This is a genomic window from Nitrospira sp. CMX1 (assembly GCF_054902215.1).
Genome location: NZ_JBUBKD010000074.1, coordinates 53532 through 72665, shown reverse-complemented (window position 1 = coordinate 72665; position 19134 = coordinate 53532). Strand labels below are relative to the sequence as shown.

Here is a 19134-nt window from a genome sequence, read left to right as displayed (position 1 = left end):
TAACGAGGTAGTCTTGGCCAAGGAATAGTACGGCGCTGCTGAACTAAGAAGCCTGGTTGAAGGAACATGAGAGCTGTTGATAAGGGGAGAAAATATTATTGGCCAGTAATCTAGTGGCTCCCCGGGCAGGACTCGAACCTGCGACCAGCCGGTTAACAGCCGGCTGCTCTACCAACTGAGCTACCGGGGAACAGAAGCGGCATTCAATTGAGGAGCGTATTCTAGCAAAAAAAATTGCGGAATAGGGAGATTTTTTAGACGTCAAAATCCTCAGTCTCGTCCTCATCTGAGGAGGCATCGGTATTGCCTTCTGCCAATGCAGCATAGTGCTTTGCCCAGGTGAGGTAGAGATTTCCGCTGTCGCGCATGGTGTCGGCGGCCTTGACTAGCTTTTCGACGAGCTCGGGATCTTTACCCGTGGCGTCGATGACGGCTGCTCGCCGCTCAATAGCTCGAGGGTACTCATTAATCAGTCCAGCAATCTCCCGCAGGAGCTCGTTGATTATATTGTCTTCATGTTCCATATAGGTACCCCCACGGGCCGCCAACAAAAAACCCCATAGCGTCAACGCCATGGGGTTTTTCAATTGACATTGCTATCGATCAGCCCTGATAGGCTTGGCCTAAGGCCGCAGATTCTCCCTTTTGGGCTATCAGCTGGCCGGTCGCACTAACTGCTTGCATGACGATAGCTTCGTGTTTGGCTGCGTTACAGACAACCACACACAGTTCACACCCCTTACAACGGTCGATGACAACTTCGGCCACCATCTTGGTGGTGTTCAAGTCCAGACAGTTCGCTTCAGGACAATACATGATGCACAGGCGGCACCCTTTCTTCGCTGTGCATTTTTCATCGATAACTTGCGCAATGTTATACATGTAACGTCGTTCCTTTATTACGCCGCAACAGCCGGATTACCAATACGCAATTCAATCTTATTCTTTTCTGCCCATTGAGTGGCGATTTCATATGCCCGTTTCACCGTTGCAAGGTTCTTTGCCAGCAACATTTCCTTCTTGGCGAACTTCTTCTTAATCGCTTCGTCTAATGAAGCCGTACCGCCTGAGGCAACGAATTTCTTCCCGAATCGTTCTTGGAGAGCTCCATCCAACGCTTCCATGGAGACGCATTTCGTGATCCCAGCGACGGATCCGATCATGGTCATATTCGTTGACAGTTCTGTTCCGGCAATCTCGATAGCGATTTGTGTTCCTGGAATGTAGAACACCGCTACGTTTAGATCCTTGAGCCGTTCCACGTCTTCCTCGGACAGAAGGGGGACATCGGAGTTGATGATGACCACGCCGCCTTCTTTAATGCCAGAATAGAAGGGCATGGTGTAACTCTTCCCCATGGTGATGACCTGAGGATGGAACACTTGGATGACATCTGGGAATACTAGTTCGCCGCGATCGTAAATCCGCTCAATGCCGATGCGGCAATAGCTCTCAGCTGGTGCCATCCGTTTTTCCGCACCGAAGAAGGGATTTGAGATGGAAAATTTCCCATCCCGGTTTGCAGCCATGGCCATGACATGAGCAGCTGTGACGGCACCCTGCCCTCCTAACCCTGACATTCGTATGTTCAATCTTTTTTTAATCATGAGCGATCTCCGGTCTAGTTCGCTTGTGCCTGTGCGGCCAATTGTTTGGCTGCAGCCTTTCGTTCTTTATCTTTGGCAGCCAGCTCGGCCAAGAGTTGCTTTGCCGGTTCGCTGATATATTCCTTGTAGGCGAACCGCTCGGTCGGCTTTTCTGAATCACGCATCTCTTGTAAGCCTTCCATGCTGTTCTTGCCGATCTCAAGAATGCAGGGTGTGTAGAGTTGGAGATAAGTTGGACCGATCTCACGAGCGATGTGCACGGCATTGCGGATGACTTTCTCAACCAACGACGGTTTGCTGACAGTACAGTTGACGACATAGTGGCAGCCGGACTCGCGTGCGATTTCAGGAAGCCGTACTTTATCAAAGAGCTTGCCAACCGGCGCCATTTTTGCGACGAACCCCTTCTGCATGAGGCCGCTTTCCTGGCCACCGGTGTTTGCGTAAAGCTCATTGTCAAAGCAGATGGTTGTGAACTTTTCCTGACGGAACCAAGCTTGGAGTGTCATGTCCAGACCGATATCGACGGTTGCCCCGTCACCGGCAAGGACCACCACATCCTTGACCCGACCTGGGAAACGAACGCTTAGCGCGCGCTTTAAGCCGGATGCGACCGCGTTCTGGTTGCCGAACAGCGAATGGATGTTATGTACAGCGACCATCGGGAAGACCAAGCTGGTACAGCCGGTGGATCCGACCATTACCGTATCTTCTGGATTCGGCAGCGAAGCTAAAATGTACCGGAAAGCCATCGATTCTGGGCAGCCAGCACAGAGTGAGTGCTGTTCAATCAGCTCCTTCGAGGTTCCGATATCTTTCCAGCCACGATCTTCCTTGCCGTAGGTTGCGCTCTTGACAAGATCTTGATAATCCGACGGCATGATATCGTACAGGGCTTCGGAGATTTGTATCCGCTCTTTGCTCATAATATCCTCCTCAGTATCGCTTGTTTAGGGCGAACAGGTTCGAATGCAATGGACCTCAGCTTCCACGACCAGCCAAGGAGAAGGTCTTCATCCCTAGGGCTGTCTTGATTTCCGATACGATAATCTCCGGCGGCATAGTCATTCCGCCGCAGACGTGTGGGCCAGCATGGACGCGATGCGGATTGGGAATCGAGGCCCGGATTTCTTTGGCCAGCCATCCCGTCACATTGAACTCCGGCACGAAGATGTGCTTTGCGTTCTTCGTGGCCTCGCGAATTTCTTCTTCAGGCCACGGGCGTAGTGCCTTCACCTTCACGAGCCCGCATCGCACGCCTTCGTCTTCCAGCATGCGGATGGCTTCACGGCCTTGCGAAACAGCCGTACCTGAGGCCACGATCACGACATCTGCGTCAGTATTCTCCGTATCGATCAGGCCATTCAACCAATGGATTGTGTGTTTGCGCGAGCGTTCAACGGCAGCCCAGATCTCCTGCTGCCAGCTGGCATGCGTTGCGTAGCTGATGTAGTTGCTCTTCATCACAAACGGATCACGCATCATGCGCACGGGAGGACATTCCATATCCATACAGGGGACAGGCGACCGGTAGGGGTCGTAGGGCGGAAGACACATATCGGTCGGTGTAAGGTTCACCACATCCTTCGTATGGGTGACGAAAAACCCATCGCAACACAATGCGAGCGGGAGATGTACATCTGGCTCTTCAGACACGATATATCCCTTCAGAATCCAATCAAAGAAGTCCTGTGCAGTCTCCGCATGCCATACCAACATACCGGTATTCAAGAGATATGCAATTTCAAGAGTATCCGGTTGAATCGACAGCGGTGAGTTGATTCCTCGACAGGTGACAATCATCTGAATTGGCAGACGTGCACCGGCCCACATCGGGAAATTCTCCATGGCGCGCATGGTGCCGGGTCCTGCCGTCGTTGTAAACACACGGGCTCCACCGAATGAAGCTCCCGCACATTGCGACATCACAGCAAACTCGCTTTCGCCACGGAAGTAGTCGCCAATGTAGCCCTCAGCAAATAACTCACCAATCAGCGCCGCGGCTTCGCTCTGCGGCGTAATTGGATAGGCAATCATGACATCGCAACTAGCACGTCGAATTGCTTCCTTGATGACCTCGGATCCTGTGAAAAATGACGGAGTGCGAGGGGCCTCATGTAACATCTTCCACGGATCGGTATACACTTGCCCTTTTTTATTTTGTGTCCCAATAACGGACTTTGTTTCTGCCATGATCCAGCCTCCTTTATCGCTCTGGGGTTTTCAAACGGCTAATTTGAAGCCCCGGTCTTGGCTGACAGACGCGGTTGGACGGTCCCTTTCAATCGCTTGACGGTATCAGCCAACCGCATGATTTTGTCCACTGATGCATCACGGAATGATAGCATCGCATCTTCGTGACCAGCTTGTGCGCACATGGCGATGGTATAACATGACGTCCCGCCGCGAATGATTTTCAGCGACAGATTGGCCTGATGACAATGGACTCCGATAAACATGCAGCAATCGATCTTATTGTGCCAGATGGTCAAGTTCGGGTGGTTTGGGTTAATCTCAACCTCAGGGTTGATCTTGGGATATTTGGGCCGATAGTCCGGCATGGGGATTAACATCGGTTTTTGACCGGGCTGAACACATTCTTTTAAGGCGTTGAACAGATGTCGAATTGCTGTCGCTTTTTTAGCCGCTTTCTCGTTCCACGCCCAAAGCACGAGTGGCCCTGGGAAAATAGTTGGAACCTTCGCCATCAGAAATTGGCGAGCAGCCTCTTCATACGCCTTTTCTTCTGATGCGATCACACCGTTAATATGCGCTTCTCCCGGGTTGGGCAAACGAATTCCCATGCTTGCGGCAGCCGGAGGAAGAAAGTGTTCGGGGCCTGGGAGTACACGATAGTCACTCATCGCAACCTACACTCCGAATAAAAGTAAAGGTTTATATAATAAATACTATTTATCATGCTCATGGTTCGTTGGAGCACTTTAAGCCCTTTCCCGACCCTCTGCAAGATCACAGAAGGCCCACGCTAAAGAGCTTTCGGGCCACTACTTGGGCAGATGAATTAGGCCCTTTGCCCTCTTTAAGTCACAATTTTGGAGGGCTCAACTACTAGCGAGGTCGATCCATTATAGGTGTCGATTGTTTAGATTGTCAACGAAGGTTCAGCTTGGGCATGGTGGGACTGCTTCTCGAGAATGAAAATGATCTACCTCAAGATGTATTGTATTATGGAAGTTGTTTGCAGGCAGGCATCGATCCAAGTCTGCAGGCGCGTTGAAAGTCGTTCTTGGCAGAATCTCCTTGGATCTCATTTTGGTAGAGCTGTGCTCTTGCAAGTAAGGCTCGCTTCTCTGTTGGGTCACTCCTCAGAACAGTGCTCAAGTCTTCAATCGCCAGGATCGGCTGCTTCAACTGCTGATAGATTTTGCTCCTGAGTAAGTACGCATCCTTTTGATAGGGAATCCAGCTGTCGTGAAGATGGGGGGAGAGGCACTTTTGTAAAGCGGAAAGGGCAGGGACCCATTGCCCGAGAGCCGCTAGTTTTCTGGCCTCCGCGGTATACAGGGTAATAAGGTGGAGTCGTGCGGGATCAAAGAAGGGGGCTAGTTCCAGTGCTCGTTCGTACGAAAGGACAGCCTCTTGTGGGCGATTGAGCCAGGTATCGACGTCGCCTTTCCCTAAAAGTGCCCAGGTGTTTTGAGGGTCGATAAGGAGTGCGCGGTCAAAATCCATTCGGGCATTGTCGACATACTCGGAATATTCACTTGGTCTTGTCCTATTCGAATATGCGGCGGATGCGAGGCCCAGATAGGTTTGACCGCGGAGGATGAGTGGATCAATGGAGTGAGGAGCCAATACAGCTGCCTGAGCGGTCAACTTGAGTTTCATGGAAAGATCTTGAAGCGCCATTGCTTTTTCGATCAACGCTTGAGCTTGCTCTTGAGTTCTACTGGTACGGCCGATCGGTTCAATCGTGAGGGTTCGCACCCCAGCGGGAGAGGACTTGAGGGTCTCAAGCTGGGTCTTGAGTGCGGCATTCTCTTTTTGGAGGCGGCGATAGGGGGCGGCCAATCGCTGCTCCGAGTGCCATTTTCGAACTGCCATCCGTAGGCCCTCCAGGTCGACGACTGCGCGGATTCGGACATAAAAGCTTGGACGGTCATTTGTGAACGTGCGACGAGACTCAAGGATTTCAGTTTTTGTGATCGCCCCGGCAATGGTCCGGATTTCTAACGAGCTTATCTGGAGACTCGTACCACCCGCGATTTTTTCTCTATCTAAGAAGGTAGATTCGATATACAGTCCAGCCTCCTCCACGGCCCTGCGTTGGGCTCGCTGGAGCACTTGCTCCTCAGCGACGGTAAGGGTGTCGCTATCGCCCATCACATAATGTCCTTCGGCTATGATAACGGTTTCCGAGGCGAATGTTGGAAGGGACCATACCAATAGGGAGATAGTGATGAGAAAAGGAAGGTTCAGTATCCTTTCAAAACTCATATGCAAACTATACAGCTCGACTGCCCAGCCGGACAATGCACCCAAAAGGGGAGGGCGACGGCCAATTTTGGGGAAGCGATCTACTTAAGGGAGAGGAAAGGGATTAGTGAGAGGTGTGGGGAAAACCTGCATAAACGGATGAATGTCTAGACTTGCGAAGACTCCATGAATGGTATAAGGATCCTGCCGCGCAAATTCCTCAGCTTCCTCCTTGGTGTCGAATTCTAAGACGAGCAAGCTTCCCGTCTTATCGGTGAGAGGGCCGGCCAGGATCACTCGCCCTTGTTTATCAAGCCGTTCAAGGTTGGCAAGGTGGGCAGCTCGATGCATTTTCCTCTTTACTTCTCCGTCTGGTCCATCATGCCCAATAATGACAAATTTCATGGTGAAATTGAGTGGAAGAAAAGAATTCAGCTTTCGGAGGGCTCTTCTTCTATGGGACAACGATCTTTGTAGCCGGTGGTGACTTCGTGCCACCAGCGAATTTCCTTTTCGCCCAGTTTCCAGCATAAGTAGACAACTCGGCCGTTTCGGATATGCGGGAAGTCGCAGAGCCCTAGGTCAATGTCCTTTACAACGATTCCTAGCTCATGGATGGCCTGGAGATGCGTGCTGATGTCCAGAAGGCTTTTCACATAAGGTCCTCCCGCCGACGTCCCACCTCCGAGCGCAGCATTGGCTGAGGCCTTACCCACTTCCTCCCGAGTTCGTACAAGCACTGCTTTCCCCTCTTGGACGGTCGAGAGGTGCTTCTGGAGTTGAGGGAGGAGGTGATTGGCTTCCGAGAGGGAGAAGACCCGTTCCGGAGTTATCTCGTTTTCTCCATGTGCCATAACGTAATTGTATTTCCTGTGTAACATACTTCTGATCGTGTGGACAACCCGGTGCAGATGACGTGTTCAGGGTAAGGATGTGTTTCTGACGACAAAATTTCTGAGGCCAGTTGACAAGTAGCAGGTGCATAGGTATCATCACACCAGTGTCGGGGTTGGGCTGAATCTCTCCATTTGGGTAATTCAATTCTGGAACCTGTCTCGATTCAAACCTAGCGTCAGTTGGTGCGGTGGAGTTCAGTTGCTAATCAAACATAGTGCCTGAGTGGTATCGCATGGGAATGATAATGATAGCGTTTTCCCATCACGAGTAAGAAGCGGACTTCCGCAAGTTTTTCCACCCAAAACAGACTCAAGACCTAAAGCGAATCAATTTAAAGAAACAACACGTTTGCATGGCCAAATCAGGTTACGCGAATTCTTCCATCTAAACGATAACCGAGCCGAGGCTCGAGAGGAGTCGTATGTCAGTAGCTAGGGGGGAAGTAATGCATCTTGCCGAACTGAAGCAGAAATCCATCGCCGATCTGAATGACGTGGCTCGAGAATTGAAGATTGAAGGAGCTGCGAATTTACGAAAGCAGGAGCTCATTTTTGCGATCCTCCAGGCCCAAACCGAAAAAAATGGCGTGGTCTTTGGAGAGGGAGTGTTAGAAACGTTACCTGACGGGTTCGGCTTTCTTCGCGCACCAGATTCTAATTATCTCCCTGGGCCTGACGACATTTATATCTCCCCATCGCAGATTCGACGGTTTAATCTTCGTACCGGTGATATCGTCTCGGGTCAAATCCGTCCCCCCAAGGAGAGTGAGCGGTATTTTGCATTGCTCAAGGTTGAAAAGGTCAACTATGAAGATCCTGAGGTTGCACGGGATAAAATCTTATTCGATAACCTGACTCCGTTGTATCCGGAGGAGCGGATCAATCTGGAGTTTGATCGAGAGGAATACTGCACCCGTGTGATGGATCTAACGACTCCGATCGGGAAGGGGCAGCGCGGATTGATTGTGGCCGCGCCTCGCACCGGTAAGACGATGTTGCTGCAGGCGATTGCCCGCGCGATTCTGAGGAACCACAAGGAAGTGACACTGATCGTGCTGTTGATCGATGAACGGCCAGAAGAGGTGACTGACTGGCAGCGCCAGGTCAAGGCTGAGGTCATCAGCTCGACCTTCGATGAACCGGCTCAGCGGCATGCTCAGGTAGCTGAAATGGTGCTGGAGAAAGCCAAGCGGCTGGTTGAACACAAGAAAGACGTCGTTATTTTACTGGATAGCATTACCAGGCTTGCTCGTGCCTACAATACCATTGCGCCTCCCAGCGGGAAGGTGCTCTCTGGAGGGTTAGATTCCAATGCGTTGCAGCGGCCCAAGCGTTTCTTTGGCGCAGCCAGAAACATTGAGAACGGTGGCAGCTTGACGATTATGGCGACAGCGTTAGTCGATACAGGAAGTCGTATGGACGACGTCATTTTCGAGGAATTCAAGGGAACCGGCAATATGGAAGTACATTTGGATCGGCGTTTGGCAGACAAGCGACTCTTCCCGGCAATTGATATCAGTCAGTCTGGGACGAGGAAAGAAGAGCTGTTGGTGGACAAAGATCGACTGAACAAGATGTGGATTCTGCGCAAGGTTTTGAGTCCCTTGGGCACGATGGAAGCGATGGAGTTTCTCATGGACAAGATCAGCGGAACCAAAAACAACCAAGAGTTTCTGCAGTCCATGAATCGCTAAGGATATGCTTGTATCTGGTACAGTCTTCGGATAAAGTGTAGCCCTTTGTTACTTAGTTAATCAGGTTAGCAATTCTTCGGTAAGGAGTCGCAGGTCATGCAGAAGGGTATTCATCCAGTTTATCGAGAGGCGACCGTTCACTGCGCGTGCGGTAATTCGTTCAAGACCCGTACGACGATCGGTGACATCAGTGTCGACATTTGCTCTAATTGCCATCCGTTCTTTACCGGAACGCAGAAGATCGTCGATACGGAAGGACGAGTGGAGCGGTTTAAGAAGAAGTACGCGAAGAAGGGCAAGTAGCGCACCGCTCTGGTATACAAAGGACCCTGCTTCGTGTGTGAAGCAGGGTCCTTTTTTTGTGGCCAACTGGGAACGGGTTCGATGATGGAAGCCATACTGCTCAAGAAGTGGGAGAGTCTTGCGTCACGATTTCATGAGCTAACCGATCAGCTCATGGATCCAGCCGTCATTAGCCAACCGACGCTGTTGCATAAGTTAAGCAAGGAACGGACTGACCTTGAACCCGTAGTCACACACTTTGAGGCGTATCAAGAAAATGCCAAACAACTCGATGACACCTTGCAGATCCTCGGTGACCCGTCGGCAGGGGGCGAGTTGCAGAAAATGGCGTTTGAAGAGCGGGCTGAGCTGGAACGGCGGCAGATGGAAATTGAGGCGCAGGTCAGGGAACTCTTGATTCCGAAGGATCCACGGGATGAAAAGAGTCTGGTGCTGGAGGTTCGAGCTGGGACCGGCGGGGACGAGGCGGCGCTCTTTGCCGGCGAGCTATTTCGGCTCTATACCAAGTTTGCAGAGAAGAAAGGGTTGAAGGTTGATACGGTTGAGGCGGCCGAGACGGGTATTGGCGGGTATAAGAATATCGTGGCACTCATTGAGGGTAAAGGGGCATACAGACAATTCAAGTATGAGGCCGGTGTTCATCGAGTGCAGCGAGTGCCTGTGACGGAAGCGAGTGGTCGCATTCACACGTCTACAGTCACGGTTGCTGTTATGCCAGAGGTTGATGAAGTTGATATACAAATTGATCCGAAGGATTTACGGATCGACACCTTTTGCTCATCTGGGGCTGGTGGACAAAGTGTGAACACAACCTACTCGGCCGTTCGGATTACCCATCTACCCACGGGTGTGGTGGTCTCATGCCAAGATGAACGATCACAGCTCAAAAATCGGACAAAGGCGATGCGGACTCTCCGCGCCAGGATCGTCGAGGCTGAACGGGAAAAGCAAGAAGCGGAAATCGCACAGAGCAGGAAGTCACAGGTTGGGAGTGGAGAACGGAGTGAAAAAATCCGAACCTATAATTTTCCGCAGAATCGAGTCACGGATCACCGAGTTGGTTTGACGCTGCACAAATTGGAATTGGTGATGGAAGGTGATCTCGACGATATTGTCCAGGCCTTGAAGGCGCAACAACAACAAACTGAAACTGCGAAGGTCTAAGGAGTAATGAGTTCTGTCATGTCAGACTCACAGTCTTTGGGGAAGCTACTTGCTAGTGCACAGCAGATATTGGGAAAGGCAGGGATTGCGAATGCCGCACAGGAGGCGCGGTGGCTATTAGCCTCTGCCTTAGAGATGAAGCCCCATGAGTTGACAAGTCAGTCTGAACAGCCGGTGAGGGACGAGCGGCTGGCACGGGTCCTGTCGGTTGTGCGAAGGCGGGAGTCGCGAGAGCCGCTTCAGTATATTTTAGGTTCGCAAGAGTTTTGTGGGCTCGACTTTTCTGTGACCCCAGCCGTGTTGATTCCCCGTCCTGAGACAGAACTCCTGATCCAAGAAGCGCTGAGAGAGGGAGGATTTGAGGAAGGTGCTGTGCTGGTGGATATAGGGACCGGCTCGGGTTGTGTGGCGGTGACGCTGGCGACCATTCTCAGTGGCATGCGAATTTTTGCGCTGGACTGCGCTCACGATGCGTTGAGCGTGGCAAGGGGGAACGCGGAACGACATGGAGTTCGCGACAAGATTACCTGGTTGCAAGGAGACCTCCTCTCTCCGCTGAGAGAATATGCTGTGGCCGGAGCCGTGGACGCAATTATCTCCAATCCTCCGTACATCGCTGAAGCGGAGTGGGCAGGGTTGCAGCCGGAGGTACGAGACTATGAACCGCAACATGCCTTGCTGGCAGGGCCGCAAGGGATTGAATTTCATGAACGACTGATCCATGACTCCAAAGAATTTCTTGTGCCAGGTGGGTTGCTGGTCATGGAACTTGGTCAGAGGCAAGCGCCTCTTGTGCGGCGGATGGCTGAGGAAGCAGGGGGGTACACGGGGCTTCAGACCGTGAAAGACGAAGCGGGTATTGAACGCGTGTTGATCGCGCGACGGGCTTGTGAGGGTCCGGCTCATGGATGAGATTCTCATCAACGGGGGCAATCGCCTTGTTGGGGAAGTCCGTATCAGCGGGGCAAAAAATTCCGCACTTCCGATCTTGGCCTCGACCATTCTCAGCGGTGGGGAATGTGTCATCACCAACCTACCGAGGGTCGTTGATGTACTGACAATGGGAAAACTTCTGGGGATCCTCGGTGCAAAGGTTTCGCATGAGGGGAACCGGGCGGTGATTCAAGCCGATATGATTGCTTCAACCGAAGCACCATACGATCTCGTCAAGACCATGCGAGCTTCGGTGCTGGTGTTAGGGCCATTGGTGGCACGCTGCGGGGAGGCGAAGGTCTCTCTGCCGGGCGGTTGCGCGATTGGCTCTCGGCCCGTGAACCTACACTTGGCAGGATTGGCAAAGTTAGGGGCTGAGATTTCCATCGAGCATGGCTATATCACAGCCAAAGCGAAACGGCTAAGAGGTGCACGCATTTACTGCGATACCCCAACAGTGACGGGAACAGAAAACCTCATGATGGCGGCGGCACTCGCTGATGGGGTCACGATGCTTGAAAATGCGGCGAAGGAGCCGGAAATCGTGGACCTGGCGGAATTTCTCCTTAAGCGTGGTGCGCGGATTCATGGGGCCGGAACTGATGTGATCACAATAGAAGGGGTCTCTCAACTTCATGGTGGCGATCATGACGTCATCCCAGATCGTATCGAAGCCGGAACATATCTGGCCGCAGGGGCCATGACGCGAGGAGCGGTGACGGTGACGCATTGCTACCCACGACACCTTGAAGCAGTTCTGATGAAGTTGCGGGAAGCGGGAGCAGATGTGCAGGAAGAAAAATATGTGGTGCGTCTGACCATGCCGGGTATTCTAAGAGGGACTGATGTCAAGACCCTGCCGTTCCCGGGGTTCCCGACTGATATGCAGGCGCAGATGGTGGCATTGATGAGTCTCGCGGCAGGGACAAGTGTCATCACGGAGACTGTATTTGAAAGTCGGTTTATGCATGTGGAAGAGTTGCGTCGGATGGGTGCCGCTATTCGAGTAGAAGGAAACCGACTGGTCGTGACTGGGTGTAAGGGACTGACCGGGGCACCCGTGATGGCATCCGATCTACGTGCCAGCGCCGGACTCATTGTGGCAGGGTTGGCGGCTGAGGGGTTGACGCAGGTCCAACGGGTCTATCATCTCGATCGTGGTTATGAGCGCCTCGAAGAGAAATTGCGAGCTTTAGGCGCGGACATTCAGCGCCGATCGATGACGACACAGGTGCACTAGAGGTGGTCGATGTTGACGATTGCGCTATCAAAGGGAAAGCTCATCGAATCCGCACTAGATCTTTTCCGTCGGGCTGGTTACTCGATCACCGGGCTCTCTGGGGAGAGCCGACGGCTGATCTTCGTCAGTCCGGAGAACGAGATGACTTTTTTGATCGTCCGTCCGAGCGATGTGCCGACTTACGTGGAGTACGGCGGGGCGGATGCCGGGATAGTTGGAAAAGACGTGTTGATGGAACAGGAAAGTGACGTATACGAACCATTGGATTTAGGATTTGGAGCGTGTAGAATCGCCGTCGCGGCGCTTCAGGGAGAAGGGGGGGGGGCTCGGCTGTCTCCCAAGGTTCGGATTGCGACGAAATATCCGCGAATCAGTGAGCGCTATTTTAATGCGCGCGGGATTCCGGTGGAGATCATCAAGCTCTATGGCTCGATTGAGCTTGCGCCGGTCGTAGGATTAGCAGATCGGATTGTCGATTTGGTCGAAACCGGCAGCACCCTCAAGGCTCATGATTTGGTGGAAGTTGAGGTGATCGCCCGTTCGACCGCTCGGTTTATCGTCAATCGAGCGAGTCTTCGCCTAAAGCAGGAGCCGCTGATGACGTTGATTCGAAGACTTCGTGCGGTGGTTCCGAGTCAGCGACCATCATCTGGCCTCGGTCGCCCAATGACCCAACGGACACACAAGAAAAAGATGGCTCGTTCATGAAAATCGTCACCCAGGCCGATCGAAACTTTCTTCCCACCTTGAAAAAGGCCTCCCTGCGGGGGCGGACAACCGGCGCTGCGGTTGAAAAGACCGTGCGAACCATCTTGCAGGCAGTAGAGCGAGGTGGGGATAAGGCCGTTCTTCGTTATACCGCACAGTTTGATAAGGTAACGCTGAAGCCGGATATCGTACGGGTCACATCGGAGGAGATCAAGAACGCCTACTTCCATATCAGAAAAGATGAAGGCGATGCGCTGCGGTTAGCGGCCGAGCGGGTGACCGCGTTTCATGAGCGGCAACGAACGAAGACCTGGATGTATCAGGATGGGGATGCCACCTTAGGGCAGGTCATTGGTCCGATCGATGCCGTCGGAGTCTATGTGCCTGGCGGGAAAGCTGTCTACCCGTCTTCTGTTCTGATGTGTGCGATTCCGGCCAGAGTAGCCGGTGTTTCACGAATTGTGATGGTCACGCCGCCGCAGAAGGAGGGGATTAATCCTTACCTACTGGTTGCCGCTGACATTGCTGGGGTAACGGAGATTTATCGAGTGGGTGGTGTTCAGGCCATTGCTGCATTGGCATATGGAACAAAAACCATTGGGAAGGTCGATAAGATCGTTGGGCCGGGGAATATTTATGTGGCGACGGCCAAGCGGTTACTGTACGGCACCGTAGGAATCGATATGGTTGCTGGTCCTAGCGAGCTCCTTGTGGTGGCTGATGGCGAGGCAAAGCCAGCGCATGTTGCTGCCGATCTGCTCTGTGAAGCGGAGCATGACGAAGATGCGCAGGTATTTCTGGTGACTACATCGGAGCGATTGGCGAAAGACGTCTCGAAATTGATCCAGACTCAATTGAAAGGGCTCCAGCGGGAAAAGATCGCCTCAAAGTCAATTGCACAGCATGCGGTGGCCTTCGTTGTTCCTACGATGGGTGAGGCGATTGCGGTAGCGAATGAAATTGCCGCAGAACATCTCACGCTTTCTGTCGACAATCCGTTCGATTATTTGGAACAGATTCGTCACGCCGGGGCGTTGTTTTTGGGGCGCTACACACCACCATCGGTTGCTGATTACATCGCAGGGCCAAACCATGTGTTACCGACAGGAGGAACCGCCCGGTTCTTTTCCCCGCTGTCCGTCAATGACTATGTGAAGGTCAGCAACATCGTGCACTATACGAAGCAGGCTTTGGCCAAAGTCAAAGATCCTTTGATCCGACTCGCTCAGATCGAAGGGTTTGATGCGCACGCGAAGTCGGCTCAGAGCAGGTTCTCATGAAGAAGAACGGATCAACACCTCGACAGGCGAGCGTTCATCGGGCGACCAAAGAAACCGACATCCGTGTCGAATGGACCCTGGATGGGAGCGGGCAGAGCAAGATCAATACCGGTATTCGCTTTCTTGACCATATGTTAGAGCTCCTAGCCAAGCACGGTTTCTTCAATCTCACGGTGCAGGCGAAGGGGGATCTTGATATCGATGAGCATCACACCGTGGAGGACGTGGGCATCGTCATGGGAAAGGTCCTGCACCAGGCGTTGGGTGAAAAGGCGGGGATCAAACGATTTGGGTTTGCCTCGGCCCCACTTGATGAAACCCTGGCCCAGGTGACCATTGATCTTAGCGGTCGACCGTTTCTTGTCTACAATGTGGCATTACCCGACCGGAAGATCAAAGCATTCGATCTCGGTCTCTTCGAAGACTTTTTTCAGGCCTTCGTCACCCACGGTGGCCTCAACCTACATGTGAATCTGCTCTATGGCCGCAACCCACACCACATTATGGAAGCCATCTTCAAGGCCTTTGCCAAGGCGCTGGACCAGGCAACCATGCCGGAAGAGCGACTAGGTGGGAAGGTACTTTCGACAAAAGGTACGCTGTGAGAGGGGACGTGTGTTGTTCAGTTCAAGGCCAGGAGCCTTTATCTCACTTACTAGTGGTCTAGCCGGTAGGCAGGATTCAGCTGAACAGCGTTTCAACTCCAAGCCTCCCATTTTCTGCATAAGCCCCCATTCGTGGTGTAGCTAGACTCTCGATGAGGATGCTCAGGTATGGGATCCTATTGAGCGCCTCAGTCAATGGTTGTGGCGCATCATGAATCGATAACAGTACGTGCCATTCCTCTCGAAGGCCTATTCATCTGACACGTCTCGGTGCCATTCAATTGTCATTATAAGGAATTCCCTGATAGATCTTAGTGGGACGCCTGTGCATTCTGAGGAGGCATCTGTCTCGGTTTTATACAACTAAGGAACAGACTCCAATGGAAGGCCTGCGTGGCCTCGTACGTTCGTTACCGACAAGAGATTGGCGAACCACACTCTGGTCTCTTGTTGTACCACGTCGGAAGGGGGAGCAAGTCTCGACACGCATCCCCAGTATTGAAAGTTTTCGAGTGTTAGCGATCTTCGCGGTGATTCTTTGGCATAGCCATTTTCTGTCAAGCCTCTCGCAGGTCGCAGAGGGTAGCTTTTTCGCCATTCTCAATGGGTATCTGGTCTGGTGGGTAGGGGTCCCGTATTTTTTCATTACGGCCGGCTATTTCTTTCAGCGATCGATCTTGACACAGGGAAATCCTACGGGTCAGTTCCGTCGGTATGTGCCCCCACTTGTCTGGATCCTTCTTGTTTGGCTGTGTATTTACATGGGCACACCACCTGATTGGCCGGCTGCAATCCTTCATCGCGGCTTATGGCAGCCGTTTTATACCGAGGTGCTGAAGAATGTTCAGTTATTGGAAACTCGGCATATCTGGCTTTTTATAGAAGGGGTTCGTCCAGTTTGGCATCTCTGGTTCCTTCCCGCTCTCATATTCAGCCTAGCCATATTGACCCTGGTGGCTATGGGCAAGCTACAGAGGTCCCTGATGCTCTTAGTTGTAGGCGTCTATGGGTTGATCCTTGAGGAGGAATGTACAGCGAGAAATTTGCTCAATGCTCCGATCCCTCTTGGCCAATGGATCATTGCTGTTCCTCTTGTTGCCTTGGGTGGGTGGCTTGCAGAACGACGAGAGTCGGTCTCAACGACCGTGGCGTGGAGTTTAATCCTTGGTGGCTACGTCATGGCTCTGATGGAGGGAGCAGTGATGAATGTGGTGTTCCATAGCTCGATGCAGGCTATTAGGGGACACGCATTCTTGGGAGGGATACTCTTTAGTTCGGGGATGTTTTTGCTGGCTCTCGCGAAGCCTCAACTGGGCCGGTCAACACCCTTCCCTTTCTTGGGCCAATTGACATTGGGAATTTATGTGACACATGTCTTTGTGATGTATACCATCACCCCATTTGTGTGGAAGTTGGCGGACAAGGTTCCATTGTGGGGGCTGTTTTTGGGAATCATCGTCTATCTCATATCCGCGATATTTGTCCTCGTTCTGGCAAGGATGCCCCTATTACGATATCTCGTGGCGAAACCTGCTTGGAGGGCTGGCCAAGCTGCCACTTAGGAGCGGAATTCATTTGTGAAGGCCTAGCAGAGTGAGAGGGGAAGACAATTGTCATCCCACGCTGAGTAATGTCATCTTGCCAAGGCGCTTGGTCAAACGACGATGCTAGAAGAGCCCCGTTGGCAGGGAAGGTGCTGCCAACATACAGGGGATGCTGAAGTTACAGGAAGTATCTGGCCACGAGTGTTTCCCAAGATAATCTCTCAAAAGTCTCTCCCGGACATACGTTGCAAAGTTTGGGTTGAGCTGGTCGTCTTCTGTGGATATTAAGGAGCGAGAATAATCCGGGCATCTTTCTAATAGAAGGAGATCCTGGAAGGATGTAATACGGTGAATGCTCTGTGCTTTTAAATGGAGGTGGCGAAGCACACGATTTTACGATCGTCGAGGAGAATGCGCGGGAGACATCCAACTGTTTGGTGATGATGGTTCGAACTACATCGAGATTGAGGCGGGTGTATTCGTGAATGGCGATGTTGCGGAAGCCGACCATTCGTTCCATATGCCGAGTAAGATCGGCGGGGAGAATCCCTGCTGTTTGTAGTAGCGAAAACGCATTGCGGCTGCCTTGTGGAACCCCCAGCTTACGTTGGCTGACCACATATCATGGCCAGATCAATGATAGTTTCACAAGCACGCTGTAGATTGAGGACAATAGCGTCCTGTTTAGTCTGATTCGCAATGAGGTTCTGGTCCTTGCTTGTGTATTCTTCGCTTGTGTATTCTTCTTCGATGCAATGAAGGCAGCGCTCAATGCTTGAGGTCTTATTGTGAATGACATTATCAGCTATAGACTAACCCGCTGGCACTGATTCTTTTCAGAATCTCGCGATGCTCCTCGTTGAGTCTGGCATAGCCTGAGTATGTATACATTTCGAATTCTCGACGGACTGTTTCATCCGGTGCAGCAAGGCATTCTCCGGTCGAGATGATTTGCATGCGCATCACGATGGAAGCGGTGCAAAGATCCACGAGGCCCACATCACGATGCAGTTGCGATGCGAGCTCTTGGGCCAGTTCAAATCGACGTAATGGCGGTATGGGGTGGCGTGCGAGTAGGGCAAGGTCTACATCACTGTCCGGGCGTGCTCATTCCGTTGTCTGCAAACCAAATCGGTACAGAGCAATGTGTCGAGAATGGCTTGTGTGACGAATTCGGTTAATGCATCGTCGTTCATATTAGGCCCCCTGTTTCGACCAGCTCAGGCTACTGTTCAGTCCTATCCGGCCGATCGAAAGACCAGGATTAAACGCGGTGGATCGTCAGTATCCGGTGGATCTTGGCGGCGTAGATTGCCAGTGGCAGGATGATCCCAGTTGCGGTATTGTTGCGGTTCTCTCATACTCGGAAGGACTATGATTGCCGTCATCGATTATGGAATGGGGAATCTTCGCAGTGTCTCCAAGGCCTTTGAGGCGGTGGGACAGCAGGCGATAGTCACGCGGGACGCAGCTGCTATTCGAAATGCGAGTCATATCGTCTTGCCGGGTGTGGGAGCGTTTGGCGACTGCATGGCAAATCTCAAGCAGTATCAATTAGTCGAACCTATCAAGGGGGCGATTAGGGCGGGAAAGCCGTTTTTGGGGATTTGCCTTGGATTCCAACTCTTGTTTACGGAAAGCGAAGAGTTCGGTCGCCATGAGGGCCTGGACGTTTTTCCGGGCAAGGTGCGAGCCTTCTCAAAAGAGCAGGCACTCAAGGTGCCGCATATGGGTTGGAATCAGGTGAATATTCAAAAGCCTTGTCCGGTCTTCGAAGGCATTGCAGATGGATCGAATTGGTATTTCGTCCATTCCTTTTTTGTGGAGCCGACGGATCGGCAGATCACTGCCACAACGACAAGCTATGGCCTCCCATTTACCTCCAGTATTTGGAAAGACAACGTGGTGGCCTGTCAGTTTCATCCGGAGAAGAGTCAGGCAGTTGGGTTGCAATTGATCCGAAATTTTGGGAGATGGAAGTGAGAGACTGGTTCGTGCCGTTCCGCATGGCGCTAGTGATCATTGCGACAGGATTCATGGGAATGGCGGTGGGTTGCAGCGGGTCGAAAGTTTCAACCAAATCAGCGCCTGAGGTATCTCGATACCAGATTCGCTCACTGGCGCTAATCCCCTTTACATCGATCGAAACTCCCCAGTCATCGGGGTATGATGACCTCTTTATTCCACCTCCGGAGAGTATTCGCCGGTCCGATATCTCCATCGGAGTTCCGTTGGAAGGACCGCCTCCTGCTCCCAAGGCCATGCTCGTGCCGGGATACGCTGCGGAACAGGTAACGGACTTATTCTGGAAACGTCTCAGAAATTGGAAAGGGATTCAGGTGATACCTCCTGGTGAAGCCGTGCGAGCTTCATCAGTCGATACGGATCTTGCCAGACTGGGGCCAGAGAAAGCCGCTGTTGCTGTAGCGAAGCGACTCAAGACGGATGCGGTATTGATCGGGCTTGTGTCGATGTACCAGGAACGGGTGGGCAGTCGACTTGGTGCCGATCCGCCGGCGACCGTCGGTTTTCAGGCGAAGGTCATCGCGAATGATGGGAAAGTTCTCTGGGCCGGTGGGTATTATGAGCGGCAACGACCGATGACCGAGGATTTCCTGGGGTTTCTGCAGCGATGGTCTTTTGTGACAGCGGCTGAATTGGCGGAGTACGGTGTCGATGCGGTGCTGAAAGAATTTCCGTTCGGTGGTGGAGAGGAGCGATAA

Annotated in this window: 20 protein-coding genes, 1 tRNA gene and 2 pseudogenes; 11 read left to right on the top strand and 12 right to left on the bottom strand. The window is 52.3% G+C overall.

Annotation, left to right across the window (positions count from 1 at the left end; translation table 11 throughout):
• Positions 1 to 114 precede the first annotated feature (114 nt).
• The 10 genes from ACYX34_RS18580 to ACYX34_RS18535 all read right to left on the bottom strand — a co-directional run bounded on the left by ACYX34_RS18580 (position 115) and on the right by ACYX34_RS18535 (position 6898).
• Positions 115 to 190, bottom strand: a tRNA-Asn gene (locus tag ACYX34_RS18580).
• A 64-nt stretch (positions 191 to 254) separates the two neighbouring features.
• A complete protein-coding gene (locus ACYX34_RS18575; protein ID WP_462078067.1) occupies positions 255 to 575 on the bottom strand; it encodes a hypothetical protein in 321 nt (106 codons plus the stop codon).
• Between the two features lie 28 nt (positions 576 to 603).
• Entirely contained in the window at positions 604 to 882 is a 279-nt protein-coding gene (locus ACYX34_RS18570) for a pyruvate ferredoxin oxidoreductase (protein ID WP_462078066.1), read from the bottom strand.
• A 17-nt stretch (positions 883 to 899) separates the two neighbouring features.
• Entirely contained in the window at positions 900 to 1607 is a 708-nt protein-coding gene (locus ACYX34_RS18565) for a 2-oxoacid:acceptor oxidoreductase family protein (RefSeq protein ID WP_462078065.1), read from the bottom strand.
• 14 nt (positions 1608 to 1621) lie between these two features.
• On the bottom strand, positions 1622 to 2533 hold the full coding sequence (locus ACYX34_RS18560) for a thiamine pyrophosphate-dependent enzyme (protein ID WP_462078064.1): 912 nt from the start codon (positions 2531 to 2533) through the stop codon (positions 1622 to 1624).
• Between the two features lie 55 nt (positions 2534 to 2588).
• A complete protein-coding gene (locus ACYX34_RS18555) occupies positions 2589 to 3800 on the bottom strand; it encodes a transketolase C-terminal domain-containing protein (RefSeq protein ID WP_462078063.1) in 1212 nt (403 codons plus the stop codon).
• 38 nt (positions 3801 to 3838) lie between these two features.
• Entirely contained in the window at positions 3839 to 4471 is a 633-nt protein-coding gene (locus ACYX34_RS18550) for a carbon monoxide dehydrogenase beta subunit family protein (RefSeq protein ID WP_462078062.1), read from the bottom strand.
• A 322-nt stretch (positions 4472 to 4793) separates the two neighbouring features.
• The gene (locus ACYX34_RS18545; protein WP_462078061.1) at positions 4794 to 5951 is read right to left on the bottom strand and encodes a hypothetical protein; all 1158 of its coding nucleotides are present in this window, start codon (positions 5949 to 5951) and stop codon (positions 4794 to 4796) included.
• A 198-nt stretch (positions 5952 to 6149) separates the two neighbouring features.
• The gene (locus ACYX34_RS18540; protein ID WP_462078060.1) at positions 6150 to 6449 is read right to left on the bottom strand and encodes a YciI family protein; all 300 of its coding nucleotides are present in this window, start codon (positions 6447 to 6449) and stop codon (positions 6150 to 6152) included.
• 26 nt (positions 6450 to 6475) lie between these two features.
• Entirely contained in the window at positions 6476 to 6898 is a 423-nt protein-coding gene (locus ACYX34_RS18535) for a DUF2203 family protein (protein ID WP_462078059.1), read from the bottom strand.
• Between the two features lie 488 nt (positions 6899 to 7386).
• On the opposite strand from ACYX34_RS18535, the gene rho reads away from it, so the two are divergent.
• The 9 genes from rho to ACYX34_RS18490 all read left to right on the top strand — a co-directional run bounded on the left by rho (position 7387) and on the right by ACYX34_RS18490 (position 16429).
• Positions 7387 to 8634, top strand: a complete 1248-nt coding sequence (gene rho / locus ACYX34_RS18530) for a transcription termination factor Rho (RefSeq protein ID WP_462078147.1) — start codon at positions 7387 to 7389, stop codon at positions 8632 to 8634.
• Between the two features lie 96 nt (positions 8635 to 8730).
• Positions 8731 to 8937 carry a 50S ribosomal protein L31 gene (gene rpmE, locus ACYX34_RS18525; RefSeq protein ID WP_086416925.1) on the top strand — a complete coding sequence of 69 codons (207 nt, stop codon included), beginning with the start codon at positions 8731 to 8733 and terminating at the stop codon, positions 8935 to 8937.
• A gap of 81 nt (positions 8938 to 9018) precedes the next feature.
• Positions 9019 to 10101 (top strand): peptide chain release factor 1, encoded by a 1083-nt coding sequence (gene prfA / locus ACYX34_RS18520; RefSeq protein WP_462078058.1) that lies wholly within the window; start codon positions 9019 to 9021, stop codon positions 10099 to 10101.
• 18 nt (positions 10102 to 10119) lie between these two features.
• The gene (gene prmC, locus ACYX34_RS18515; protein WP_462078057.1) at positions 10120 to 11013 is read left to right on the top strand and encodes a peptide chain release factor N(5)-glutamine methyltransferase; all 894 of its coding nucleotides are present in this window, start codon (positions 10120 to 10122) and stop codon (positions 11011 to 11013) included.
• Positions 11006 to 12274, top strand: a complete 1269-nt coding sequence (gene murA / locus ACYX34_RS18510; RefSeq protein ID WP_462078056.1) for a UDP-N-acetylglucosamine 1-carboxyvinyltransferase — start codon at positions 11006 to 11008, stop codon at positions 12272 to 12274. Before prmC ends, murA begins: the two co-directional genes overlap by 8 nt.
• A gap of 9 nt (positions 12275 to 12283) precedes the next feature.
• A complete protein-coding gene (gene hisG, locus ACYX34_RS18505; RefSeq protein ID WP_462078055.1) occupies positions 12284 to 12982 on the top strand; it encodes an ATP phosphoribosyltransferase in 699 nt (232 codons plus the stop codon).
• A complete protein-coding gene (gene hisD, locus ACYX34_RS18500; RefSeq protein ID WP_462078054.1) occupies positions 12979 to 14262 on the top strand; it encodes a histidinol dehydrogenase in 1284 nt (427 codons plus the stop codon). Before hisG ends, hisD begins: the two co-directional genes overlap by 4 nt.
• On the top strand, positions 14259 to 14867 hold the full coding sequence (gene hisB, locus ACYX34_RS18495) for an imidazoleglycerol-phosphate dehydratase HisB (protein ID WP_462078053.1): 609 nt from the start codon (positions 14259 to 14261) through the stop codon (positions 14865 to 14867). The genes hisD and hisB overlap by 4 nt, the downstream gene beginning before the upstream one ends.
• A 380-nt stretch (positions 14868 to 15247) precedes the next feature.
• Positions 15248 to 16429, top strand: a complete 1182-nt coding sequence (locus ACYX34_RS18490; RefSeq protein WP_462078052.1) for an acyltransferase — start codon at positions 15248 to 15250, stop codon at positions 16427 to 16429.
• A gap of 376 nt (positions 16430 to 16805) precedes the next feature.
• Here ACYX34_RS18490 and hepT read toward each other — a convergent pair.
• Positions 16806 to 17220: pseudogene (hepT, locus tag ACYX34_RS18485) on the bottom strand (type VII toxin-antitoxin system HepT family RNase toxin); the annotation flags it as partial.
• Positions 17213 to 17506: pseudogene (gene mntA, locus ACYX34_RS18480) on the bottom strand (type VII toxin-antitoxin system MntA family adenylyltransferase antitoxin); the annotation flags it as partial. The pseudogenes mntA and hepT, both read right to left, overlap by 8 nt.
• A 279-nt stretch (positions 17507 to 17785) precedes the next feature.
• On the opposite strand from mntA, the gene hisH reads away from it, so the two are divergent.
• Both hisH and ACYX34_RS18470 read left to right on the top strand, forming a co-directional pair.
• Positions 17786 to 18394, top strand: a complete 609-nt coding sequence (gene hisH / locus ACYX34_RS18475; RefSeq protein ID WP_462078051.1) for an imidazole glycerol phosphate synthase subunit HisH — start codon at positions 17786 to 17788, stop codon at positions 18392 to 18394.
• Positions 18391 to 19134, top strand: a complete 744-nt coding sequence (locus ACYX34_RS18470) for a hypothetical protein (protein ID WP_462078050.1) — start codon at positions 18391 to 18393, stop codon at positions 19132 to 19134. Before hisH ends, ACYX34_RS18470 begins: the two co-directional genes overlap by 4 nt.